This window comes from Phyllobacterium myrsinacearum (assembly GCF_002980555.1).
Lineage (GTDB): Bacteria > Pseudomonadota > Alphaproteobacteria > Rhizobiales > Rhizobiaceae > Phyllobacterium > Phyllobacterium myrsinacearum.
In genome coordinates this window covers 77490-101902 of sequence record NZ_PVBT01000005.1, presented here as the reverse complement: position 1 = coordinate 101902, position 24413 = coordinate 77490, and the positions used below count along the sequence as shown (strand labels likewise).

22 protein-coding genes are annotated in these 24413 nt (G+C 61.4%); 17 read left to right on the top strand and 5 right to left on the bottom strand.

Annotated elements, in window-relative coordinates; all coding sequences use genetic code 11:
• The first annotated feature begins 130 nt into the window (after nucleotides 1–130).
• The 12 genes from C5750_RS17005 to C5750_RS16950 all read left to right on the top strand — a co-directional run bounded on the left by C5750_RS17005 (nucleotide 131) and on the right by C5750_RS16950 (nucleotide 15218).
• Complete coding sequence (locus C5750_RS17005) at nucleotides 131–712, top strand: helix-turn-helix domain-containing protein (protein WP_105735120.1); 582 nt, start codon at nucleotides 131–133, stop codon at nucleotides 710–712.
• Nucleotides 713–763: 51 nt separating this feature from the next.
• On the top strand, nucleotides 764–2353 hold the full coding sequence (locus C5750_RS17000; protein ID WP_105735119.1) for an ABC transporter substrate-binding protein: 1590 nt from the start codon (nucleotides 764–766) through the stop codon (nucleotides 2351–2353).
• Between the two features lie 74 nt (nucleotides 2354–2427).
• Nucleotides 2428–3516 carry a M24 family metallopeptidase gene (locus C5750_RS16995; RefSeq protein WP_245421150.1) on the top strand — a complete coding sequence of 363 codons (1089 nt, stop codon included), beginning with the start codon at nucleotides 2428–2430 and terminating at the stop codon, nucleotides 3514–3516.
• 111 nt (nucleotides 3517–3627) lie between these two features.
• Complete coding sequence (locus tag C5750_RS16990) at nucleotides 3628–4215, top strand: ANTAR domain-containing response regulator (protein ID WP_105735117.1); 588 nt, start codon at nucleotides 3628–3630, stop codon at nucleotides 4213–4215.
• Nucleotides 4216–4245: 30 nt separating this feature from the next.
• The gene (locus C5750_RS16985; protein ID WP_105735116.1) at nucleotides 4246–5481 is read left to right on the top strand and encodes a CmpA/NrtA family ABC transporter substrate-binding protein; all 1236 of its coding nucleotides are present in this window, start codon (nucleotides 4246–4248) and stop codon (nucleotides 5479–5481) included.
• Nucleotides 5482–5829: 348 nt separating this feature from the next.
• Nucleotides 5830–7128 carry a CmpA/NrtA family ABC transporter substrate-binding protein gene (locus C5750_RS16980; RefSeq protein ID WP_105735115.1) on the top strand — a complete coding sequence of 433 codons (1299 nt, stop codon included), beginning with the start codon at nucleotides 5830–5832 and terminating at the stop codon, nucleotides 7126–7128.
• A 10-nt stretch (nucleotides 7129–7138) separates the two neighbouring features.
• Nucleotides 7139–8029 carry a nitrate ABC transporter permease gene (gene ntrB, locus C5750_RS16975; protein ID WP_105735382.1) on the top strand — a complete coding sequence of 297 codons (891 nt, stop codon included), beginning with the start codon at nucleotides 7139–7141 and terminating at the stop codon, nucleotides 8027–8029.
• 10 nt (nucleotides 8030–8039) lie between these two features.
• A complete protein-coding gene (locus C5750_RS16970; RefSeq protein WP_105735114.1) occupies nucleotides 8040–8837 on the top strand; it encodes an ABC transporter ATP-binding protein in 798 nt (265 codons plus the stop codon).
• A gap of 1 nt (nucleotide 8838) precedes the next feature.
• Entirely contained in the window at nucleotides 8839–11304 is a 2466-nt protein-coding gene (nirB, locus tag C5750_RS16965; protein WP_105735113.1) for a nitrite reductase large subunit NirB, read from the top strand.
• Nucleotides 11305–11308: 4 nt separating this feature from the next.
• Nucleotides 11309–11638 (top strand): nitrite reductase small subunit NirD, encoded by a 330-nt coding sequence (gene nirD / locus C5750_RS16960; RefSeq protein ID WP_105735112.1) that lies wholly within the window; start codon nucleotides 11309–11311, stop codon nucleotides 11636–11638.
• A 6-nt stretch (nucleotides 11639–11644) separates the two neighbouring features.
• On the top strand, nucleotides 11645–14299 hold the full coding sequence (locus C5750_RS16955) for a nitrate reductase (RefSeq protein ID WP_105735111.1): 2655 nt from the start codon (nucleotides 11645–11647) through the stop codon (nucleotides 14297–14299).
• Complete coding sequence (locus C5750_RS16950; RefSeq protein WP_105735110.1) at nucleotides 14271–15218, top strand: NAD(P)-dependent oxidoreductase; 948 nt, start codon at nucleotides 14271–14273, stop codon at nucleotides 15216–15218. Before C5750_RS16955 ends, C5750_RS16950 begins: the two co-directional genes overlap by 29 nt.
• Here the strand turns inward: C5750_RS16950 and C5750_RS16945 are convergent.
• Both C5750_RS16945 and gcvA read right to left on the bottom strand, forming a co-directional pair.
• Entirely contained in the window at nucleotides 15203–15937 is a 735-nt protein-coding gene (locus C5750_RS16945; RefSeq protein WP_105735109.1) for a glutathione S-transferase, read from the bottom strand. The genes C5750_RS16950 and C5750_RS16945 overlap by 16 nt on opposite strands.
• Nucleotides 15927–16856 carry a transcriptional regulator GcvA gene (gene gcvA / locus C5750_RS16940; RefSeq protein WP_105735108.1) on the bottom strand — a complete coding sequence of 310 codons (930 nt, stop codon included), beginning with the start codon at nucleotides 16854–16856 and terminating at the stop codon, nucleotides 15927–15929. Before gcvA ends, C5750_RS16945 begins: the two co-directional genes overlap by 11 nt.
• A 143-nt stretch (nucleotides 16857–16999) precedes the next feature.
• On the opposite strand from gcvA, the gene C5750_RS16935 reads away from it, so the two are divergent.
• The 5 genes from C5750_RS16935 (at nucleotide 17000) to C5750_RS26605 (ending at nucleotide 20787) form a co-directional block, all read left to right on the top strand.
• On the top strand, nucleotides 17000–17470 hold the full coding sequence (locus C5750_RS16935) for a RidA family protein (RefSeq protein WP_105735380.1): 471 nt from the start codon (nucleotides 17000–17002) through the stop codon (nucleotides 17468–17470).
• Nucleotides 17471–17472: 2 nt separating this feature from the next.
• Entirely contained in the window at nucleotides 17473–18666 is a 1194-nt protein-coding gene (locus tag C5750_RS16930) for an aminotransferase class V-fold PLP-dependent enzyme (protein ID WP_105735107.1), read from the top strand.
• Between the two features lie 26 nt (nucleotides 18667–18692).
• Nucleotides 18693–19475: an SDR family oxidoreductase gene (locus C5750_RS16925; protein ID WP_105735106.1), complete on the top strand. Its 783-nt coding sequence runs from the start codon at nucleotides 18693–18695 to the stop codon at nucleotides 19473–19475.
• A gap of 176 nt (nucleotides 19476–19651) precedes the next feature.
• On the top strand, nucleotides 19652–20488 hold the full coding sequence (locus tag C5750_RS16920; RefSeq protein ID WP_105735105.1) for an oxidoreductase: 837 nt from the start codon (nucleotides 19652–19654) through the stop codon (nucleotides 20486–20488).
• Nucleotides 20489–20643: 155 nt separating this feature from the next.
• On the top strand, nucleotides 20644–20787 hold the full coding sequence (locus C5750_RS26605) for a hypothetical protein (protein WP_158531308.1): 144 nt from the start codon (nucleotides 20644–20646) through the stop codon (nucleotides 20785–20787).
• Between the two features lie 62 nt (nucleotides 20788–20849).
• On the opposite strand, the gene C5750_RS16915 is transcribed toward C5750_RS26605, so the two are convergent.
• The 3 genes from C5750_RS16915 to C5750_RS16905 all read right to left on the bottom strand — a co-directional run bounded on the left by C5750_RS16915 (nucleotide 20850) and on the right by C5750_RS16905 (nucleotide 24410).
• Nucleotides 20850–22067, bottom strand: coding sequence for an adenylate/guanylate cyclase domain-containing protein (locus C5750_RS16915; RefSeq protein WP_105735104.1), 1218 nt, complete (start codon nucleotides 22065–22067; stop codon nucleotides 20850–20852).
• A gap of 73 nt (nucleotides 22068–22140) precedes the next feature.
• Complete coding sequence (locus C5750_RS16910; protein WP_245421149.1) at nucleotides 22141–23325, bottom strand: SGNH/GDSL hydrolase family protein; 1185 nt, start codon at nucleotides 23323–23325, stop codon at nucleotides 22141–22143.
• Nucleotides 23322–24410 carry a glycoside hydrolase gene (locus tag C5750_RS16905; protein WP_245421148.1) on the bottom strand — a complete coding sequence of 363 codons (1089 nt, stop codon included), beginning with the start codon at nucleotides 24408–24410 and terminating at the stop codon, nucleotides 23322–23324. The genes C5750_RS16910 and C5750_RS16905 overlap by 4 nt, the downstream gene beginning before the upstream one ends.
• Between the last annotated feature and the right edge of the window lie 3 nt (nucleotides 24411–24413).

Sequence of the window (24413 nt, the reverse complement as noted above, 5' to 3'; positions counted from 1 at the left end):
GTTCCCGTCGATCCCGGTCTGAACGCCGGGGGTGCGATGGCACTTTCCCTGACCATGCCGAAGATTCTGCTTGGACCATACAAAAATTTTTGCTTAGATCAAAGAAATTTTACTGGGATTGGAATCGCCCATGACGTCCGAATTTCGCAACGCTGCGCCACAGCTTAAGGTAGGGGCCATGATCCGGGCACGCCGGCGGCAGCTACAGCTGACATTGCAGGAAATCTGCGACGCCGCGGGCATTTCGGTCGGCTATCTCAGCCAGGTCGAGCGCGATCATGCCACACCGTCGCTGGGAACGCTTGCGCAGATTGCGCGCAGTCTCGACGTCGGGGTGGATTATTTTATTGCCACGCCCACGGCGGAAGATGCGCTGACACGCCAGGGCGAGCGGCAGAAATTCTCGGTCGATGGTTCCTCCATTGTCTATGAGCAGATCGCTGCGGATTTTGCCGGGAACGTCCTCTCGTCCGTCATCATGCACATACCAGCGGGTTATCGTTCCGAAACGGTCAGCCACGAAGGCGAAGAAATCCTCTACGTGCTTGAAGGAGCCATCACCCACAGGCTCGATGACGAGGAGGTGGTGATCTCCGCGGGCGACAGCCTGCATTTTCGCGGCAACCGGCCCCATGCCTGGTGGAACGACACCGGCAAGACGGCGCGGGTTCTGTGGACCGGGACATTGCCCGTATTCCGGCCCCGGCTTTAAAACCTTCCATAAACAACCCAACAACAAGAACAATCCAGAGGAGAATGTACAATGAAACTGTTCAAGGCGGCACTGCTGGCCGCTTCCATGATCATACCGGCAGCGCCGTTTGCCCATGCGGCAACGCCCGGCAATGCGCTTGTCGTGGCCCAGAACATCGACGATATCGTCAGCATCGATCCGGCCGAGGCCTATGAGTTCACCTCGGGCGAATATGTGACCCAGACCTATGACCGTCTGGTGCAGTATGATGCACCCGATGTGAAGACGCTGGCACCGGGCCTGGCAACGGCATGGACGGCGGATGATGCCGCCAAGACCATCACCTTCACCCTGCGGGACGGGGTGAAATTCACATCCGGCAATCCGCTGCGCGCGGAAGATGTGGTTTATTCCTGGAAACGCGTCATTGCGCTGAACAAGGCGCCTGCCTTCATCCTGGCGCAGCTGGGCTGGACCCCTGAAAACTATGACAAGATGGTCACGGCGTCGGGCAATACGGTCGTCGTCAAATATGATGGCGATTTCTCGTCCGCCTTTGTGCTCAATGTTCTCGCCGCCCGCCCGGCCTCGATCATCGATGCCGTCACGGTACAGGGCCACGCAACCAATGGCGACATGGGCAATGCCTGGCTCAAGTCGAATTCCGCCGGGACAGGCCCCTTTGTCCTGAAGGCTTTCCGTCCGGCCGAGATCATCAACCTTGCCGGCAATCCCAACTATTTCGCCGGCGCTCCGGCCATGAAGTCGGTCATCATCCGCCATGTGGCGGAAGCCGCGACGCAGCAATTGCTGCTCGAATCCGGCGATGTGGATATTGCCAAGAACCTGACGCCGGATCAGATCGCCAGCCTTTCGACCAAGGGTACGGTCAATGTGGAAACCTATCCGCAGGCCGCCGTGCATTTCCTGAGCCTCAACCAGAAGGACGAGGCGCTGACCAATCCGGCCATCTGGGAAGCTGCGCGCTATCTCGTCAACTACAAGGGCATGACGGACTCGTTCCTCAAGGGCCAGATGCAGGTGCATCAGGCATTCTGGCCGGCGGGTTTCCCCGGATCGCTCGATGAGACGCCCTATGCCTATGATCCGGCCAAGGCGAAGAAGATCCTTGCCGATGCCGGTGTGAAAACCCCGATCAAGGTGACGCTCGACGTGATCAATTCAACGCCGTTCACCGACATGGCGCAATCGCTGCAGGCGGGCTTTGCCGAAGCCGGGATCAACTTCAACATCATTCCGGGGACGGGCAGCCAGGTCATCACCAAATACCGTGCCCGCACGCATGAAGCCATGCTGCTCTATTGGGGCCCGGATTTCATGGATCCGGATTCGAACGCCAAGGCATTTGCCTTCAACGAGGACAATTCCGACGGCAACTACCAGTCGACCACCACGTGGCGCAATGGCTGGGCGGTGCCTGCCGAACTCAACGCCGCAACGAAGGCGGCGCGGGCGGAAGCCGATCCGTCCAAGCGCAACCAGATGTATGTCGATCTGCAGAAGCAGGTGCAGGCGAAATCGCCGATCATCGTCATGTTCCAGGCGGCAACGCAGGTTGCGCTTGCCAAGACTGTTTCGGGCTATGTCAACGGCGCGACCTCGGACTTCGTCTTCTACCGTCTCGTGAAAAAGAACTGATCTGAACTCCTCAAAAGGCTGCCCGGATCGCCGGGCGGCCGGTATCTGGCATCCATAACAACGGGAATAGTAAAATGTCTGAACTTCGGATGGCGCGCCTGCGGGAGCGCATGGCTGAAACCGCAACCGATCTGGTCGTTGTCGGTCCTTCCTCGCATATGGTCTGGCTTGCCGGGCTCTCGCCGCATGGCGACGAGCGGCCGGTCATGCTGTTTGTCGGCAGGGATCATGCCGGGATTTTGATGCCGGCGCTCAATGCCGACAGCTCGCGCCAGCACACCGACCTTCCGTTCTATCCATGGACGGACGGCGAGGGTCCCGATGCGGCGCTCGCCGCCGTTTTGAAAGACGTCGTCGGGACAAAGCAGGATATCAGGATCGCGCTGGATGAAACGATGCGGGCGGATTTCGCCCTGCTGGTGATCGATGCGCTGCCTGGTGCCAAACGCACCTTCCTGAGCGATACCGTCGGCTATCTGCGGGCGCGCAAGGATGATGCGGAATATGCCGCGCTCAAGGCCAATGCGCTCATCAATGATGGCGCGATGCGTGCGGCATTTGCCGCGTTGAAGCCCGGTGTAACGGAGCTTGAGATTGCCGGTGTTGTCCGGGACTACTACAAGGCAAACAATGCAAAGCCGGAATTCACCAGCGTCTGTTTCGGCGAGAATGGGGCGTTTCCGCACCATCACACCGGCGAGCGTGTGCTCAAGGCCAATGAAGCCGTGCTGATTGACATTGGCGGGCGCAGCGACGGCTATCCCAGCGACATGACCCGCGTTGCCGTCTGTGGTGAAACGCCTGAAGATTTCGACAAGGTGCATGCGGTTCTCGATGCGGCCGTCAAGGCGGCGCTGGCCGCGGCCAAGCCGGGTGTCGTCGCCAAGGAGGTCGACAAGGCGGCGCGCGATGTGATCACCCAGGCGGGTTACGGCGCATATTTCCTGCATCGCACCGGCCATGGCATGGGCATCGACATTCACGAGCCGCCCTATATCACCGCAACGTCCGAGGCCATTCTCGAGGACGGGCATGTGTTCTCGATCGAGCCGGGAATTTATCTCAACGGCAAATTCGGCATCCGCCTCGAGGAGATCGTCATCATGCGCGGCAACAGGGCGGAAGTGCTGTCCGAACTGCCGAGGGCTGCTTTCAAGGCCTGATCAATCGCAATGGGAGGCTGTTTCCGCCGGGAAATGGCCTCCTATCCCTGCCTTTGCCGATGTGTCCTAATGTAGCATTGCACAATTTTGGTGCATGCGCAAAATTAAGGCATGTCCGCTGCGCTCACCATCATGGTCTTCGACGAAAACCGCATCCGCGCTTCCATTATCGAGGAAGGCTTGCGGGAGGCGGGCCATGACCGCGTCGTTGTTCTGCATGACATTGTCGGGCTTGCCCGGCAGATCGAGCGGATCGCGCCCGATGTCATCGTCATCGATATCGAAACCCCCAATCGCGATATGCTGGAGCATCTGTTCCAGCTCAGCCGCTCCGTGCGCAAGCCGATCGCCATGTTTGTCGACAGCTCCGATACCGCGTCGATCGAGGCGGCCGTGGATGCCGGCGTGTCCGCCTATGTGGTGGATGGTTTGAAGAAGGAGCGCGTCAAGCCCATTCTCGACATGGCGGTCAGCCGCTTCAAGGCTTTCAGCCGGCTGCAGCAGGAACTGGCCGAGGCAAAAAGCGCCCTGGAAGAGCGCAAGGTCGTCGAGCGCGCCAAGGGTATTTTGATGAAATCGCGCACAATATCGGAAGACGAGGCCTATGCGCTGCTGCGGCAGGCGGCCATGAACGAGAAGAAGAAGCTCGCCGATATCGCACAGAGCGTCGTCATGGCGGCTGCCATGCTGGGAAGCTAGAAAGAGAGGTTGGCCGTGAGTTTTATCCGGATGGACAATGGCCAGGATATGGGCGTCCGTGTCGTTCGCGCGGGCTTCATTCCGCTTGTCGATGCTTCCGTTCTCATCGCGGCGGCCGAATTTGGTTTCGCCGCGCGTGAAGGCATTCAGCTTGAACTGGTGAAAGACGTGTCCTGGGCCAATATCCGGGATCGGCTGGCCTTCCGGCAGTTCGATGCCGCCCACATGCTGGCGCCCATGCCGGTCGCCTCCGCCTTGGGGCTCGGTTCCAATCCCTCGGCTGTCATCACGCCGTTCACGCTCGGGCGCGGCGGCAATGCCATTACCCTGTCGGTGAAGCTGTATCGCCGCATGCAGGCGCTGACCGGTCTTGCCGGTAATGAGGACGCGCTTGCCAATGCCGAGGCTCTCAAGCGCGTGATCGACGATATGAAAGAGCGCGGCGAGCCATTGCCGGTGCTTGGCACGACCTATCCGTTTTCCTCGCACAATTATGAGCTGCGCTATTGGCTGGCGGCAGGCGGCATCCATCCGGACCGCGACGTCAAACTGGTGGTCGTGCCGCCGCCCATGACATCCGATGCCCTGTCGGCGGGCGCCATTGACGGTTTCTGCGTCGGCGCGCCATGGAACATGGTGGCCGTCGCCCGCGAAGTCGGACGCATCGTTGCGGTCAAGGAGGACATCTGGCCGTCCAGCCCGGAAAAGGTCATCGGCGTGCGGCCGGAATGGGCGGATGCCAATCCTGAAACATTGGCGCGGCTGATCGTTGCGCTGGATCGCGCGGCTGCGTGGTGCGATGTGCCGGACAATCGCCGCGTGCTTGCCGAGATTCTCGCCGAGCCGCGTTATATCGATGCGCCGGTGGACATCCTGCACCGGGTTCTCATGGGCAGGTTCACCACCGACCCCGACGGGCACGAGCGGACGGTCTCCGACTATTTCACCTTCCACCGCGACGGCGCAAACTTCCCTTGGGTCAGCCAGGCGCAATGGATATTCAGCCAGATGGTGCGGTGGGGACAGGTGGATCATTCGCCGGACAAGCAGGCGAGGGTCGCGACCGCCTTCCGTCCAGATCTCTACCGCCATGCGCTCGGACCTCGCGCCGGTATTCCCGTGGCGGATGTGCGCGTGGAGGGTGGCCAGCGCCAGGACGGGTTCATCGACGGCGCCGTGTTCGATCCCCAGGACATTCCCGCCTATGTCAAGGGCTTTGATGTCCACAATCTTGAAAATCCCGCCGCAACCCGGGACGAGGCCTGATGGGCAGAATTTGTGCTCTGCACAATAAATGTGCGGTTCTGATGGCCGTTCTGCTCATTTCGCCTGCGCTGCCCTTCGATTGCCTGCAATGAAAAATATCTGGACTATAAAAATATACATTAATTACAATAACTTATAAATATAAGACCCGGTTGGCACGCTTATTGCTTTTATAAAACCGTTCCGTCAACGAAGACAGGAACCGCGAGCATCGCCATCGGATGCTTTCAAAGACACAGACGTCGCTTGGGCGAGTTCATTCACCGGATCGGGTGAATGCACTTCATCCGGCGGCGTTTTTTTATGGCTCAAGCTGCACCAGAAGCAGCGCTGCAAAGGGGAATTGCGATGAAGGTGATTTTGCCGACAGGCTTGACGAGACGAACGCTTTTGCGGGCAGGGGGCACGCTGGCGCTGCTGGCGGCGGCAAAGGCTGCGCTTCCCGGCGGCGCCCATGCGGCCGCTGCCGGACCCGAGACCACCAAGGCGACGCTCGGGTTCATTGCGCTGACCGACGCCGCGCCGCTGATCGTTGCCAAGGAAAGGGGCCTTTTTGCCAAGCACGGCATGCCCGATGTCGAGGTGGTCAAGCAGGCGTCGTGGGGCACGACGCGCGACAATCTGGTGCTCGGTTCGGCGGGCAACGGCATTGATGGCGCGCATATCCTGACACCGATGCCGTACCTGATCAGCACCGGCAAGGTCACCCAGAACAACCAGCCCCTGCCAATGGTCATCCTCGCGCGCCTCAATCTCGATGCGCAGGGCATTTCGGTGGGTTCGGCCTATGCCGGCCTGAAAGCCGGGGTCAATGCGGGTGTGCTCAAGGAGGCTTTTGCCCGGAAGAAGGCGCAAGGCAATGCGGCAAAGGCGGCGATGACCTTCCCCGGCGGCACGCACGATCTGTGGATCCGCTATTGGCTGGCCGCAGGCGGGATCGACCCGGACAAGGACGTGGAAACCATCGTGGTTCCACCCCCGCAGATGGTGGCCAACATGAAGGTCGGCACCATGGACTGCTTCTGTGTCGGCGAGCCGTGGAATGCCCAGCTCGTCAATCAGGGCATCGGCTACACCGCCGTCAACACCGCCGAAATCTGGGCCAAACACCCGGAAAAATCCTTCGCCATGCGGGCGGACTGGGTGGAGAAGAACCCGAATGCCACCAAGGCCCTGCTGATGGCGGTGATGGAAGCGCAGCAATGGGCTGATGATCTCGCCAACAAAGACGAGCTGGCGGCCATGGTCGGCAAGCGCGCCTGGTTCAATGTGCCCGCAACCGATATCGCTGGGCGATTGAAAGGCGACTACGACTACGGTTCCGGCCGGGTCGAAACAGCCAGCCCGCATCTGATGAAGTTCTGGCGCGATCACACATCCTATCCCTTCCAGAGCCACGAAAAATGGTTCCTGACCGAGAATATCCGCTGGGGCAAATTTGCGCCGGACACCGATATTGCCGCATTGGTCGGCAAGGTGAACCGCGAGGACATCTGGCGCGACGCCGCCAGGGAGCTTGGCGTTGCCGCCGCCGATATTCCGGCGTCGCCGTCGCGCGGTCCGGAGACTTTCTTCGATGGCAAGGTGTTCGATCCGGACGCTCCGCAAACCTATCTCGCCAGTCTTGAAATCAAACGTTTTGCGTGAGGAAACCGGCATGACAGCCAGCCCTGTTCCCATCCGTCCGACCGAAAAGCCCCAGGCGGCCAAAATCATGACCCTTTCCATCCCGCCGAAGACAGGTTCTCCCCGCCGTCTGCCGCCATGGCTGACCTCGCTGGCGGCGCATGTGGTACCGCCCATCATCACGCTCGTCTTCCTGCTGGTGCTGTGGGAAATCCTCTGTTCCTCGCCGACGGCAAGCGTGCCGCCGCCCTCACGGGTGGTCTCGGAAACATGGGAGCTGATCGTCCATCCGTTCTATGCCGGACAGGGTGTCGATCAGGGGCTGTTCTGGCATATCCTCGCCAGTCTGAAGCGTGTGGCACTGGGGTATTGTCTTGCGGCGGTTGCGGGCATTGCGCTCGGCACCCTTGTCGGCCAGAGCGAATGGGCGATGCGCGGGCTTGACCCGATCTTTCAGGTGCTGCGCACGGTGCCGCCGCTGGCCTGGCTGCCGCTCTCCCTGGCTGCCTTCAAGGACGGCAACCCCTCTGCGATTTTCGTGATTTTCATCACGGCGATCTGGCCGATCATCATCAACACCGCCGTGGGCATCAGGAACATTCCGCAGGATTACCAGAATGTCGCGCGGGTGCTGCGTCTCAACCAGTTCGAATATTTCACCAAGATCATGATCCCCGCCGCGGCGCCCTACATCTTCACCGGTCTGCGCATCGGCATCGGCCTGTCGTGGCTGGCCATCGTCGCCGCCGAGATGCTGATCGGCGGCGTCGGCATCGGGTTCTTCATCTGGGACGCGTGGAACTCGTCGCGCATCAGCGACATCATCCTGGCCCTGATCTATGTCGGCATCGTCGGCTATCTGCTCGACCGCGCCATCGCCTTCGTCGCCCGGACCGTCACCCGCAACACTGCAAGCGCTTGAGGAAGCCATCATGTCGAAACCCTATCTCTCCCTCGAACAGATCGACATGGTGTTCAGCCGTGGCGGTGCCAGCACACAGGTTCTCAATCAGGTCTCGCTGAGCGTTGAAAAAGGCGAATTCATCTCGATCATCGGCCATTCCGGCTGCGGAAAATCCACGCTGCTCAACATCGTTGCCGGGCTGACACAGGCGACGCGCGGCGTGGTGTTTCTCGAAGGCACTGTCGTCGACACACCGGGACCCGACCGTGCCGTGGTGTTCCAGAACCATTCGCTGCTGCCCTGGCTGACGGTCTATGAAAACGTCAAGCTGGCGGTCGACAAGGTCTTTTCCGCCAGCAAGAGCCGGGCGGAACGGCATGAATGGACCATGCGCAATCTGGAACTGGTGCAGATGGTGCATGCGAGGGACAAGCACCCCTCGGAAGTCTCCGGCGGCATGAAGCAGCGCGTCGGCATTGCCCGGGCGCTGGCCATGGAACCCAAGGTGCTGCTGCTGGATGAGCCATTCGGTGCGCTGGATGCGCTCACCCGTGCGCATCTGCAGGATCAGGTCATGCAGATCCATACGGAGCTTGCCAATACGGTTCTGATGATCACCCATGATGTGGATGAAGCCGTGCTGCTCTCTGATCGTATCGTCATGATGACCAATGGCCCGTCCGCCAGAATCGGCGAAATTCTTGACGTGCCGCTGGATCGCCCGCGCCGCCGCATCGAACTTGCCGCCGATGCCACCTATATCCGCTGCCGTTCGTCCGTGCTGAAATTCCTCTACGAGCGGCACCGTCTTGTGGAGGCCGCGTGAGATGCAAACAGCCGCGAAAAAACAGAAACTCGTCGTCATCGGCAATGGCATGGCACCGGGCAGGGCGCTCGAACATCTCTTCGAGATGGCGCCCGACACCTATGATGTCACCATTTTCAATGCCGAGCCGCGCGTCAATTATGACCGGATCATGCTGTCGCCGGTGCTGTCAGGTGAGAAGGAATTCGAGGAAATCATCATCCATGGCGATGGCTGGTACATCAAGCACGGCATCACGCTTTACAAGGGCCACAGGATCATCGGGATCGATCGGGAGGCCAAGACGGTCACCTCCGATGCCGGGACGACCGAAAGCTACGACAAGCTTTTGATCGCAACGGGTTCGGTTCCCTTCGTTCTGCCTGTTCCCGGCAACGACCTGCCGGGGGTCCTGACCTATCGCGATCTCGACGATGTGAACGCCATGCTGCTTGCCGCCCAGTCCCGCGCGCGCGCCGTGGTGATCGGCGGCGGGTTGCTGGGTCTGGAAGCCGCCGCTGGCCTGAAATCACGCGGCATGGATGTGACGGTCCTGCACATCATGCCGACGCTGATGGAGCGCCAGCTCGACCCCGCTGCGGGCTATCTGCTCGAACAGGCGGTGGAAGCGCGCGGCATCCGCGTGATGACCAAAGCCAGCACCAAGGAGATCACCGGTCAGAACAGGGTGGAAGGCGTCCTGCTGGCCGATGGCACGACACTTCCCGCCGATCTGGTGGTCATGGCGGCGGGTATCCGCCCCAATGCCCTGCTTGCCAGGGAAGCCGGGCTTGAAACCAATCGCGGCATCGTTGTCGACGCCGGCATGCGGACCTCCGATCCCGATATTTTCGCCATCGGCGAGTGTGCCGAGGTGGGCGGGCAATGCTACGGGCTGGTCGCGCCGCTCTATGAAATGGCGCGGGTGGTGTCGGCACAACTGGCCGATGATGCGGAGGCGAAATTCGTACACAGCGAGACGCCGACCAAGCTGAAGGTGACGGGCATCAACCTGTTCTCGGTCGGCGATCTTGGCGAGGGCGACGACCGGCAGGAGATCGTCCTGCGCGATGCCGCCGCCGGTGTTTACAAGCGGCTGGTGCTCAGGGATGACCGCATCATCGGCACGGTGCTCTACGGCGAGACATCCGACGGTGCCTGGTTCCATGACCTGACCAAAAAACGCACCGACATTTCGCAGATGCGCGACACATTGATTTTCGGCCAGTCCTACCAGGGAGGGTCCCCGCTGGACCCTATGGCGGCCGTTGCAGCCTTGCCAGATGATGCGGAAATCTGCGGCTGCAACGGCATATGCAAGGGCAAGATCACCGGCGCCATAGCGGGCAAGGGGCTGACCTCGCTGGATGATGTGCGGTCCCATACCAAGGCCTCCGCCTCCTGCGGCAGCTGCACCGGGCTGGTCGAACAGCTTCTGGCCCTGACGCTGGGCGAATCCTACAACCCATCGGCGGTGACGCCCATGTGCAGTTGCACCGATCTTGGCCATGACGATATCAGGCGGCTGATCAAGGCGAAGAAGCTGAAATCCATTCCGGCCGTGATGCAGGAACTGGAATGGAAGACGTCGTGCGGCTGCGCCAAGTGCCGCCCGGCCTTGAACTATTATCTCGTTGCCGACTGGCCGGATGAATATGCCGACGACTACCAGTCGCGCTTCATCAATGAACGGGTGCATGCCAATATCCAGAAGGATGGGACCTATTCCGTCGTGCCGCGCATGTGGGGCGGCGTCACCAATGCGAAGGAATTGCGGGCCATCGCCGATGTGGTCGACAAATTCGCCATTCCGGCTGTCAAAGTCACCGGCGGCCAGCGCATCGACATGCTGGGCGTCAAGAAGGAAGACTTGCCGGCCGTCTGGGCCGATCTCGGCAAGGCGGGATTTGTCTCGGGGCAGGCCTATGCCAAGGGGCTGCGCACGGTAAAAACCTGTGTCGGGACCGACTGGTGCCGCTTCGGCACGCAGGATTCGACCGGGCTTGGCATTCGCATCGAAAAATTCATGTGGGGATCGTGGACGCCCGCCAAGGTCAAGATGGCGGTGTCGGGCTGTCCGCGCAATTGCGCCGAAGCCACCTGCAAGGATGTCGGCATCATCTGTGTCGATTCCGGATACGAGATTCATTTCGCCGGGGCGGCGGGTCTCGACATCAAGGGGACGGAAGTTCTGGGGCTGGTCAAGACCGAGGATGAGGCGCTCGAACATGTGGTGGCGTTGACGCAGATGTACCGCGAGCAGGGCCGCTATCTCGAACGCATCTATAAATGGGCCAAACGCGTCGGTCTCGAGGAAATCCGCCGCCAGATCATGCAGGACGCGGTGAAGCGCCGCGGTTATTTCGACCGCTTTGTCTTCAGCCAGACTTTTGCGCAGGTCGATCCGTGGTCGGAGCGTGTTTCCGGCGTCGACAAGCATGAATTCCAGCCCATGGCCAAAATCGGTTACCAGCAGGCAGCGGAGTAGAGTGATGAACTGGGTTGAGATTGGAACAATCAACGACATTCCGCGCCGTGGTGCCCGCTGCGTGAACACACCCGATGGCAGGATCGCGGTTTTCCGCACCATGGAAGACCAGATTTTTGCCATTGACGATCAGTGCCCGCACAAGGGCGGACCGCTCAGCCAGGGCATCGTCCATGGCGCGGCGGTGACCTGTCCCTTGCACAATTGGGTCATTTCGCTGGAGACGGGCAAGGCACTTGGCGCAGACGAGGGCAGCGTGAAAACCATCGCGATCCGGCTGGATGGCGACCGCATTCTGGCCCGGCTGGCGGTCACCGCCATGGCGGCGGAGTAGAGCGGCATGGACACCCCGGCGGTTCGCACCACCTGTCCCTATTGCGGCGTCGGATGTGGCGTGCTCGCAACACCCCGTGATGACGGGACGGTTGCCATTGCCGGGGACCCGGAGCATCCCGCCAATTTCGGACGGCTCTGTTCCAAAGGGTCGGCGCTCGGTGAAACGGTTCATCTGGATGGTCGGCTGCTCGAACCGCAGATCGGCGGCAAGGCGGCGAGCTGGGACGAGGCGCTGGATCTCGTTGCCAGCCGTTTCAACGCTGTAATCAGGGAGCATGGGCCGGACAGTGTTGCTTTCTATGTTTCGGGGCAGCTTCTGACGGAGGATTATTACGTCGCTAACAAGCTAATGAAAGGTTTCATCGGTTCGGCGAACATCGATACCAATTCGCGGCTGTGCATGTCGTCGTCGGTGGCGGGGCATATGCGGGCCTTCGGGTCGGATACCGTTCCGGGGACCTATGAAGACCTGGAGCTTGCCGATCTCATCGTGCTGACCGGGTCCAATCTCGCCTGGTGCCATCCGGTGCTCTATCAGCGGATTGCCGCGGCCAAGGTCAGGCGTCCGCAGATGCGTGTTGTCCTTATCGATCCGCGCCGCACCATGACCGCCGATATCGCCGACATGCACCTGCCGATCCGTGCCGACGGCGACACGGCGCTGTTTGTGGGCTTGCTCGGATTTCTCGCCAAAGAGGGGGCCTTGGACCATGCCTATATCGAGCGGCACACAACAGGTTTTGCGGCGGCGCTGGGCCTAGCCAGTTTCTGCGATCTGGATGTGATTTCGCAGCACACCGGCATAGCGCCGGACCAATTGCTTGCCTTTTTCACGCTGTTTGCCCGGACGGAGCGTTGCGTGACGGTCTACAGCCAGGGTGTCAACCAGTCGGCATCCGGCACGGACAAGGTCAATGCCATCATCAACTGCCACCTGGCAACGGGCCGCATCGGCCGCCCCGGCATGGGTCCGTTCTCGGTCACCGGACAGCCCAATGCCATGGGCGGGCGCGAGGTGGGCGGGCTTGCCAATATGCTGGCAAGCCACATGCAGATCGAGAATGCCGGGCACCGGCGGCTGGTGCAGGATTTCTGGGCTTCTCCGGCTATCGCGGCGCGCCCGGGGCTGAAGGCGGTCGATCTGTTCAAGGCGGTTGGCGATGGCCGGATCAAGGCCCTGTGGATCATGGCGACCAACCCGGCCGATTCCATGCCGGAAGCCGATCACGTGGCGAAGGCGCTGAAAGCCTGCCCGTTTGTCGTGGTCTCCGACATCAATGCGGAAACCGACACGACCGCTTATGCCCATGTGCTTCTGCCCGCGGCCGGATGGGGCGAGAAAGACGGAACGGTCACCAATTCGGAACGGCGCATCAGCCGGCAGCGGCCGTTCCTGCCCCTGCCTGATAAGGCCAAACCGGACTGGTGGATCATCACCGAAGTGGCAAGACGCATGGGCTTTGCCGCCGCATTCACCTATCAGAATCCCGCGCAGATCTTTGCCGAACACGCGGCTTTGTCGGGAGTGGAGAACAAGGGCAGCCGCGATTTCGATATCGCTGCCCATGCCGGCATATCCGCGCGCGCCTATGACAACCTTGCCCCATTTCAATGGCCGCAGAGCCAGCACGCGGCGACAGGTGGCGGGCGGTTTTTTGCGGATGGAGGCTTCTTCACCCCCGATCGCCGTGCGCGGTTCGTTGCGGTGCCTCCGGCCGATACCGGCGTGATCGATCAACGATTCACGCTGAACACCGGGCGTGTGCGCGATCACTGGCACACGATGACGCGCACGGGAAAGAGCGCGCGCCTGTCAGCGCATTTCGCCGAACCCTTTGTAGAAATGCATCCGCTCGATGCCGCCGGGCGGGGGATTGCCGATGCGAGCCTTGTCCGGCTGAACAACGACTACGGTGATATCGTCGTTCGGGCATTGCTGACCGACAGGCAGGCGCGCGGCAGCGTGTTCGTGCCCATGCACTGGACCAATCAGTTCGCCAGGAGTGCCCGGGTGGACACATTGGTGACATCGCGAACCGATCCGGTCTCCGGCCAGCCTGCACTGAAGATGGCAAGGGTGGATGTCCAGCCTTTCGAAGCTCTCTGGTACGGGTTCGCGGTCCTGCGCAACAAGCCCCGGGCGATTGCCACGGATTACTGGGCACTCGCCAAGGCGCATGGCGGATACCGGATCGAATTGGCCGGTCTTCGGGAGCCGGACAATTGGGCGGTGTTTGCCGGAGAACTTTTTGGCTGTGGCGATGATGCGCCGCTGCTGCGTTACCACGATGCAAGGAATGGCCAGCAGCGCATGGCCGCTTTTTCAGGCGATGCCCTGACCGGCGCGCTCTATATCGCCCGCCAGCCCGTCGCCGTGTCGCGCAGTTGGGCCAGCGAACAGCTGTCGCAGCGCTTTCCCGCGGTGCAGAACCGCTTCCAGCTTCTGGCGGGACGACCCGGTGGAGATATGCCCGACAAGGGCGCGATTGTCTGCTCCTGCTTTTCCGTCGGCCGCAACGAGATCGCCAGTGCCGCACGCGGCGGCTGCCGGACCGTCGCCGCCATCGGCGAGGCTTTGCAGGCCGGAACGAATTGCGGTTCGTGCCGCGCCGAGATCAGGGGGATTGTCGATGCAAATCGTCTCCAGGCCGCAGAATAGCCCGCGCCCCGACGGTATCGGGCAGCTGGCGGTGTTGCCGGTGTTTTTCAGCCTTCAGGGCAAGCGCGGTGTCGTTGCCGGTGGGACGGCCGCCGCCGCGTGGAAAGCCGAACTGCTGGCCGCTTCGGGTGCCGAGGTGCATGTCTACGCCGAAGCCATGAGCGAGGAAATGTCCGCGCTGATTGCGGCGGGACCGTTCATTCATCATGCGCGCCGGTGGGCAGCGGTGGATTTGCACGGTGCTGCCATTGCCGTCGCCGATGCTGCAACGGAACAGGAGGCTGAAGCATTTCTGCATGCGTCCACGCAAGCCGGTGTGCCGTGCAATGTCATCGACAAACCGGCATTCTGCGGGTTTCAATTTGGCGCCATCGTCAATCGCTCGCCCGTGGTGATCGGCATTTCTACCGATGGCGCCGCGCCCATTCTGGCACAGGCAATCCGGCGGCGGATCGAGACGATCCTGCCCGTATCATTGGCAGTATGGGCGCAACTGGCGCAACAATTGCGCTATTATATTGCGCAAACGCTCCAGCCCGGCCGCCAGCGAAGGCTGTTCTGGGAGGATTTTGTCAATCGCGCCTTTGGCGTGGACCCATTGCCCGACGAAGAGGCCAAGCTGCAGGCACGGGCAGTGGATATAGCCAATGATGGCAATACACGCACGGGCACCGTGACTGTCATCCCGGTCGGGAGCGATGACCCCGAGCTTCTGACACTCAAGGCCATGCGCCTGCTGCAAATGGCCGATGTCGTATTTTACGGCAGAGATGTTCCACCCGCGATTCTGCAGATGGCGCGGCGTGAAGCCAGGCGCATTTTATTGAGTGATGAAACGTTTCATGATGCCATGGCGGAACGTCTTTGCGCCGAGGGAAAACAGGTGGCCGTTCTCCGGCGGTCTTACGCTGCGTCCTGATCGAGTTCCGGGTAGTGGCGGAAAATGCCTGACTCGTTGAAGGGAATACGCCGCGGCGAGGCGAGATAGCGGGCAATGTTGGGCTGCTCCCGCACCCGGTCGTGCAATGCCATCAGCAGGGGATACTGGCGATCGAATAACCGCGTGGCGCGGGGAAAGGCATATCTCAGCCCCTCGATCACCTGAAACAGCGAGAGGTCGACATAGCTGAGCCCGTTGCCGATACTGTGCCTGTCACCGCCGGGATTATTGGCAAGGTTGCGCTCGAAATATCCGAGATATTTCGGGATGCGGTGCTCGATGAAGCTGACTGAGCGCGCCTTCGCCGCTTCTTTCTGGTCTTCATAATAGAGGTCGGTTGCGATGGGGTGATGCGTGTCGTGCACCTCGCAGACAAAGTCGGTGATGGTCAGTTGCAGGCCATTGGCGGCATAGCGCAATCCCTCATCCTCCGGCGCCAGGCCGAGTTTGGGGCCGAGATAAAAGAGGATGTTGGCGACATGCGAAACAAGCAGTTCCCCGTCTTTCACAAAGGGCGGGGCGAATGGTGTGTGCAGACCGCCCATACCCTTGAGCTTCTGCATCATCGCCGCCGTGCCGCGTCCGCTGTCGGTTTCGCGGGTGATGTCGATATAGGCGGCGCCGGCTTCTTCGAGCGCCAGCCGGATGAACTCGCCGCGTCCCTGTATGCCGTCCCAGTAATAGAGTTCATAGGCCATTGCCGGTTTCTCCATGGTGGTGGGCGGACACGGCTTGGGTTTCCGTGATCAGCCAATTGATAAACGTCTGGGCGGCCGGTGTGATCCGGCCTTTTTGGGGTGTCACCAGCCAATGGGCGGTTCTGGTGGAGGTGATCGTCCGTGCAAACGGCTGCATCAGGCGTCCGGTCCGCACATGGTCGCGGATCAGCAGCATACGGCCGATGGCGATGCCCTGACCGTCCAGCGCGGCCTGCAGGGTGATGTTGTAGTCGGTCAGCTGGATGGTGCGGGCGCCGGCCAGATCAAGGCCCATGGCGTCGGCCCAGACCTGCCAGTCGACCGGCTTTCTGGCGAACAGCAATGTGTGGCGCAGCACATCCTCCGGCGCGGTGATGGCTTTGTCCGATTGCAGAAGCGCCGGGCTGATAACGGGGCTGAGCTCTTCGGCCATGAGCAGGCGCGCATCGACCCCAGGCCAGTTTCCGTCGCCATAGCGGATGGCGATATCGGCCTCCCCGGCGGCAATGTCCGCGCTGCGCAGGGTGGGATCGAGCTCAAGATCGATGCCGGGATGCTGCGATTGAAACCCATGCAGGCGCGATACGAGCCAGTTGGCGGCAAAGGAGGGCAGCAGGCTGATGCGGACGGTGCTGCGCCTGCTCCTGCCGCGCAGGTCCGCGGTGGCGGCGGCGATGAGGCGGAACGCATCGGCGGTGCGGGCGCGATAGTCTTCGCCCTCGGGTGTCAGGGTGATGCTGCGTGCCTTGCGCACAAACAGCGGCAGGCCGAGAAACGCTTCCAGCTGGCGGATGTGATGGCTGACGGCACTTTGCGTGATGAGCAGTTCTTCGCCTGCGCGGCGAAAACTCATCAGCCTGGCGACGGCCTCGAAGGCCCGCAGCGCCTGCAACGGCGGCAAGGTGGTGGAGGAGCGCATTTCGCCTCATGCTTTCGATAGCCTACGAGCAGCTTATCCGGGTTTTCAGACATTAGCCAGATCGATCAGTGACGCCGCTGTTTTGAATTGGACCTGCCGCGCAGGGCGGCCGATGATGCCGGAATAGTCAGCCGGAGATGATGATGTCAGCCACCATAGCAGAGAAACTTGCACGTCTCGGTCACGACCTGCCGGTCGCGTCCGTCCCCGTTGCCAATTACGTATCGGTCGTCCGCGTCGGCACCCTGTTGAGCATATCGGGCCAGATCAGCCGCATCGATGACGCGAATGCCGTCCTTGGCGTCGCCGGTGCATCCGTTTCGCCGGAGGAAGGCCGCAGAGCCGCCGAGATCGCGGCACTCAATGTGCTGTCGCAGATTGCAGCGGCCACCGACGGGACGATCGCCAGCGTGCGCCGTATTGTCCGCCTCGGTGTTTTTGTGGCGGCGACACCGGATTTTACCCAGCATCCGCAGGTGGCCAATGGCGCATCGGATCTGATGGTTGCGGTGTTCGGCGATGCCGGGCGTCACAGCCGCGCCGCCGTGGGCGTCAGCTCGCTACCGCGCGGTGTTGCCGTCGAGGTGGATGCGCTGGTCGAGCTGGAGGGCTGACCGTGATCCAAACGCTTGATATTGAACAGCTGCGCGCGCAGACGCCGGGCTGTGCCATCAGCACCCACTTCAACCACTCCGGCTCGTCGCTGCCGTCAAATGCGGTGCTGGCGGCGGTGACCGAACATCTGCAGCGCGAATCGCTCTACGGCCCCATGGAAGCCGCGGCCAATGCGACGGGCCTGGTCGATGAAGCGCGGGCGGATGCCGCCGGTCTCATCGGTGCAATGCCTGCGGAGATCGCTTTCTCCAGCAGTGGCTCGGCCGCCTGGGGACTGGCCTTTGCTGCCCTGCCGCCGATTGCGGCAGGGGATCGCATTCTGGTCGGCCGTCAGGAATGGGGCGGCAATCTGTCGACGATGCAGGCGGCGGCCAAAAGGGCGGGTGCGCGCATCGAGACCATCCCCGTGAATGAGGACGGCAGCGTGAATGCCAATGCGCTTGCTGCCATGATCGACGACCGTGTTCGCCTTGTTGCCTTGACCTGGCTTCCCGCCAATGGCGGGCTCATCAACGATGCCGCCGCCATCGGCAAGGTCACGCGTGCGGCGGGCATTCCCTATTTCATCGATGCGGCGCAGGCGCTCGGCCAGCTTCCCGTGGATGTCGCCGCCATCGGCTGCGACATGCTGAAGGGATCGGGCCGGAAGTTTCTGCGCGGTCCGCGCGGCGCGGCCATCCTCTATCTGCGCAAAGCCTTTCTTGAAACGCTGGAACCGGCCTATCTCGATGTCCTGTCGTCGGCATGGGGTGAGGACGGTCCGCATGTGCGGACCGATGCGCAGCGCTTCGAGACGAGTGAAAAACCCATTGCCCTGCTGCTCGGATTGGGAGCGGCGCTGAAACAGGCGCGCAGCCTCGGCGTGGATACAATCCGCCAGCGGATCAGGGAACTTTCCGGGCAATTGCGCGATCAGCTGGCTGCCATTCCCGGTGTTGCGGTTCACGACCTCGGCACGGAGAAATCCGGATTGGTCTCGTTTACGGTGGCGGGCATTGCGCCGCAGGCGCTTCGCGGCAAACTTGCGCAAAAACGGATTACAATCGCGGCAAATGGGATACCCTACACGCCGCTCGACATGACGGCGCGCGGTCTCAGCGAGATTGCGCGTGCGTCAGTGAGCTATCTGAACACAACGGACGAAATTGACCATCTTTGCGGCAGTGTCGCTGTGATTGCACGGCAGGCCGCGTGACGGAATGAAGGACAGGTGAGGACAGGATGGATCTGGGAATCAGGGGCAAGCGGGCAATCGTCTGCGCGAGTTCGAAGGGACTGGGCCGCGGCGTTGCGGAAAAGCTGGCGGAAGCAGGCGTCGACCTGACGTTGAACGCCCGAACGGAAGCAGTGCTGCGCGAGACGGCAAAGGAGATTGCCGATACCTACGACGTCAAGGTGCAGATCGTTGCGGCAGATGTGACGACGGAGGACGGCCGCAAAGAACTACTGGCCGCCGAACCGCAGCCGGATATCCTCGTCAACAATGCCGGCGGGCCGCCTGCCGGCCTCTGGTCCGACTGGCACGAGGAAGAATGGCTGAAGGCGGTCAATGCCAACATGCTGACGCCGATCTATCTGATGAACGCAATCCTGCCCGGCATGATCGAGCGCAAATGGGGCCGCGTGGTCAACATCACGTCCGGTTCGGTGAAATCTCCCATTGCCCAGCTCGGCCTGTCGAATGCCGCGCGCAGCGGCCTGACCGGCTTTGTCGCCGGAACCGCCCGGCAGGTGGCGCGCCACGGCGTGATCATCAACAACCTGCTGCCGGGCTCGCACGAGACCGACCGGATCAAGGGATTTTTGGAAAAGACTTCGGAAACCAAGGGCATCTCCATCGATGAGGCGCGCGCTGAAGCCCATGCTGCCAATCCGACCGGCCGTTTCGGCACCAAGGAGGAATTCGGCGCCGCCGCCGCATTCCTGTGCAGCCAGTATGCCGGCTTTATCGTTGGGCAGAACCTTCTGCTTGATGGCGGCGCCTTCAATTCGACGCTGGGATGAAAGCATGCATCAATACAGACAGTTCCATAATTAAACTTATGCAACTGTCGGCATCGTGAAATCTGGAGGATCAGGCAATCCATCCGGAGTTCCGGTCTACGTGTTCTTCCGCTCCCGTCCTATTTTCACGTCGTGGCCCTAAGGGGCTCTGTTTTAGCACGACAAGGAAATGCAGGATGAGCAAGACATGGTTTATCACCGGTGCCGGACGGGGTATCGGCGCGGAAGTTGCCAAGGCTGCGCTGGCAGCCGGTGACAATGTGGTCGCGACCGGCCGCAATCGCAAGCAGGTGCAAGAGGCGTTCGCGGGCGTTGAGGGGCAATTGCTGATTGTTGAGCTGGACGTGACCAAGCCGGATCAGGCGGATCAGGCGGTGGACGCTGCCGTCACCCATTTCGGCGGCATCGACGTTCTCGTCAACAATGCCGGCTATGGCCAGCTGGGCCCCTTCGAGGAAAACGGTGCCGACGACATCGAACGGCAGTTCGCCACCAATGTATTCGGCCTGTTGCATGTGACCCGTGCGGTCCTGCCTGTGATGCGCTGGCAGAGAGCGGGCCGCATCTTCAATCTGTCCTCCATAGGCGGCATGGTCGGGTATGCCGGTGCTTCCGTCTATTGTTCGACGAAGTTTGCGGTCGAAGGCTTCTCCGAATCGCTGGCCATGGAAGTGGCCCGTTTCGGCATCCACGTGACCATCGTCGAACCGGGGTTCTTCCGCACGGATTTCCTCGACCAGAGTTCGGTCCGCTATGGCAACAAAAGCATTGAGGACTATGCCGAAGCCTCGCGCGAAACACGCACGACCTATGACGGGTACAGCTACAAGCAGGCGGGTGATCCGGCTAAGCTTGGATCGGCACTGATCGAACTGGCCGCCTCGCAGGAGCCGCCGCTGCGTTACGCCGCCGGTTCCGATGCGGTCCAGGGCATTGCGACGAAGCTGGATTCGGTTCACGCGGAGATCAACAAATGGCGATCTCTGTCGATTTCCACGGATGGTAATTTTTGAGCCGCTTTTCTGCCCAGAGATCAACACGATCTTCCCGGAGAAATAGGCAATCACCTCGGTGGATCGGTATACCGCCTCGCCCTTCCGCCATGCGATATTCAGACTGGGAATAAACCCCCGCTATTCAAATCACTTAAAAGAAAGGGATATTTGCAATGAACATCCAACTCCCCACCCTTTCACCGTATCTCAAGCCGAGTTTTTCAACGCTGAAACTTCTTTCACGCGTGCTGCATCCGATCAAGACCAAGAAGGATCGCGATATGGCGGAACTGGCAAAGCGATATTTAAACGGATAATCAGCGCCTTTTGATGCGCTTGTGAAAGCAGAGGAAACCCGCAATGCCCGGCATTGCGGGTTTCAGTGTTTCTCAGCGGGGTCGAGGGTGAACAATTCCTGCGCCCGCCCGACACCGCGCAAGGCGAACCGCCCGACGCAAACCAGCTTGGAACGAAGCTTCTCCGGCAGGAATGCGGCGAAGCGGTCCGAGATCAGGACATCCTGATCGACGGAACGGCACATGGATGCGATGCGGCTGACTTCGTTGACTGCCGGGCCGACCACGGTAAAATCCAGACGCGTGTCGCTGCCGATATTGCCAAAGAACACCTCGCCCACATGCACGCCGAGATAGACATTGGTGATGGGCTGCCTCTCGGCGGCGCGCCGTTCATTCAGCATGACCAGCCGCTTGCGCAGGAGAGCCTCGGCCTTCAGTGCCGCGGCGCAGGCCGTCTGCGGCCCGCCATCGGTGAAGATGGCCAGCGTGCCGTCGCCAATGAGCTTCAGCACATCGCCGCCCGCTTCCTGGATCGACGAGATGACCGCATCGGCATAATCGTTCAGCATCGGGATAATGGCATCCGGTCCGGCCGCATCGGAAATACGCGTATAGTCGCGCAGGTCCGAATACCAGAGAACCGCTTCGATCCGGTCGGCGGCGCCGCGATTGATGCGCCCGGCCAGCACGCGTTCGCCCGCATCATGCCCGAGATAGACCTCGGCCACCGTGCGCACGATCCGCGCCAGCGAGGAGCACTTGATCGCAAGCGCCAGCCCCCGCACCAGACGTTTCAGGGTTGCGATATCGCGATCCGTAAAGCCGTCGGCATGCGCCGTCGACCATTGCGAATAGAAACAGTCCATTTCGCCAATGCTGCCCTGGGTCGAAAACCGGTGGACCAGCGCGAGATAATCGGTGAGCCCTTCCGCCTTGAGGTTTTCCAGATGCAGAAAGCCCGGTTCGTCCATTTCGCCGATACGGCGGCGCAGCGAATCCTCGCCCGACTGCAGCAGGTGGTAAAACGTGGTCCGCTGCCAGCTTTCCGCACCGGCGCCCTGGGTGCTCGATCCATACTCGATCACCGGCTTTTCCACCTCTTCGCGCTGGCGCCAGTGGAATGCCCTGCCCTCGTAAATGGGATGCAGCGTATCGACAAAGGTCAGGGCACGCTCAAGTGTCATGCCAAGTCCGCAGCACCGCACGCAGAAACCGTTCAGCAGCTCGGTTTCGCTGGCGCCGGCCAGTCCTTGTGCATCGAGCCATTCTTCAATCGCAACTATGTCGGCTTCGGTCATGATTCCCGCTCACTTGTCCGTCTGAACGGGTATCACGTCCGCGCCGTTTGACAAAGATGGCAGCAGCCGGACGTCAGGCGCTTGGCGCTGGCGCTTCCACTGTGGCCACCGGTTGTGCGGCAGCGGCAGAACCGTTGACCGCGCTTCCGGCCTTCTCGATGGCGCAGACCTTCAGGTTACCGGTGAAGAGAATGCCGCTGATCGGCAGCGCCGGTTCGGCCGGGAATGTTTCATGCCTGATGCTGTCCTTGGGCACATGCAGCTTGTGTTCGCCGCCTTCGCCACCGCCCCCGAGCGTGAGCGCGAGAGATGGCTGGGTCTGCAGGAGCGTCACGCCGTAGAGGAATTCGAAGCTCAGCATCGACACCAGAAATTTGTAGGTGCCGTCGCGCACGCCGCCCTTGAGCAGGGCCGCGCGGTGCGTCTCCTCGCCCATGTGCACATCGAGCGGCGGAATACGCGGCTCGCAGACATAGGCCATGGCCAGGAGCTGCCCCTTGTCCACCTCGAATTTCAAACGGTCGCGGCCAAGATCGAGGGCCGAGACGGAGAAACGCCGGTTGCTGTATTCGACCGGCAATCGTCCAAGCCTTTTGCCCAGTTGCACGCCGTCGAGCGCGCGTGCGCCGGCAAAATGATCGGGGTCGATGGGTGGCTGCAGGGCAGACGCCTTGTGCGGGCGCAGCAATGCCGGTTCCAGTTCATCGGCAATGAGGTTGGCAACGATGGTCGTTGCGACCGGCCGGGCATAATGCCCCTGATCGGAATAGAAGCTGGGGTGGCCGACCACATCGCGGCCCAGCCGCTGCATCAGGTGGCGCGAAACGTCGACGCAGATGGTGCCGTACCACTGCGAGATGTAATTGATCCCCGCATCGATGGATGGCACAGCGCTGAGGAAGGAGCCGTTGCGGGCGCCGAAGACAAGGGTGGCGATGCGCAGGTTGGGGTTCTGCTCAAGAGCATAGCGGATAATCCCCTCATAAAACCGCGCCCAGTGGCGAAAAGGCCGCCGCTCGTCGCCATAGACAAAAGCATCATTGAGCGCGTATTCGATCAGCAGCAGATCGCAATCGGCAAGCGCTTCATAGGTCTTGAGCTGGTAGAGGCCGAAGGCGCTGGTCGTCCCGCCCACGGCGAGGTCGGCGGCAATGTCGAGGTCGATGCCGCGCCGGGCCATGGTCGCCAGAAGAGACGGCAGGTAGCCGGGCAGCATGACGGTGTTGGAGCCGCCGATGATAACGGTTTTCAGTTTCATGGTGTCACCACTGCTGCCCGGCCCGCCGGAGAAAGTCCCCCGCAGCGCCAGACCCCATATCCCTTTGCATCCCAATCGAAGTAGTAGGCGGCCGCCACGCGGCCCGTTCCCATCAGTTCGGCGAAGCGGCTGCGCGCCGCTTCGACCAGCTGTTCGCGCGAGCCGTCATTGGCCGGGCATGTGGTCGAGGTGTTGGAAAAGCCCCATTCGGTGATCCAACAGGGTTTGCCGTCCGGCTCCGAGCGGCAGATGGACAGCGCCTGGCTGACATGCGCCGCGCGGGCCGCCGCCGTGCCGTTGCTGCCGGGATAGATATGAATGCCGTAGCCATCCACAACCTTGTCCAGCCCATGCTTGCGCATGAGATTGGTAAAGCTTGCGGGATCGATGCTGTCGATGCCGCGCCGGTCGGCGTCGGCCACCGGGATATCGGACAGTCCCGCCGAAACGACCTTGGCGGTGCGGCTGTATTGGGTTGATTGCAATTCCTTACGGACCACCGCGGCAAGCTGGACGTAGCGGGCCGCGCCCTGCTCGACGGCCGGCAAATTGTCGAGATCCGCCAGTGAGCGGGCGGTACGGCTTTTGGCCTTTGTCTTCACTTCGAGATCGCCATTATAGGCGCCCCAGTTGATCTCGTTTCCGGCCTCAACGGCCACGAGCGGAATCTTGAGCGCATCGATCTTGCGCAGAGCGTCGCTGACGACGGAACGGAACTGATCCGGCGAAATATCGGAAAGCCGGTACATGTCCCATATCCGGCCAAGACCGGGACGGGGTTTCGTGCCCTCGGGGTAGAACGCCGGATTGTTGAGCGATATTTCCAGAAGGATGGCGAGGCCCTTGGCGTGGGCGACGCGCACCGCATCAATGCTCTGGTCGATCGGTTTGGTCAGCGACAGCCGCACCGCAACGACGCCGTTCTTGACCATGAGATCAAGAACCTTCTCCCGTTCGGCGGGCGAAAGCCAGGCCAGATTGACCCGGTTGACGCCAAAGCGCGTATCGCCCGCCGCATGGGCTGGCAGGGCACCGACAGCCATTGCTGCCACGATACCGGCAGCGCCGGCGGCCAACTTACGCATTTG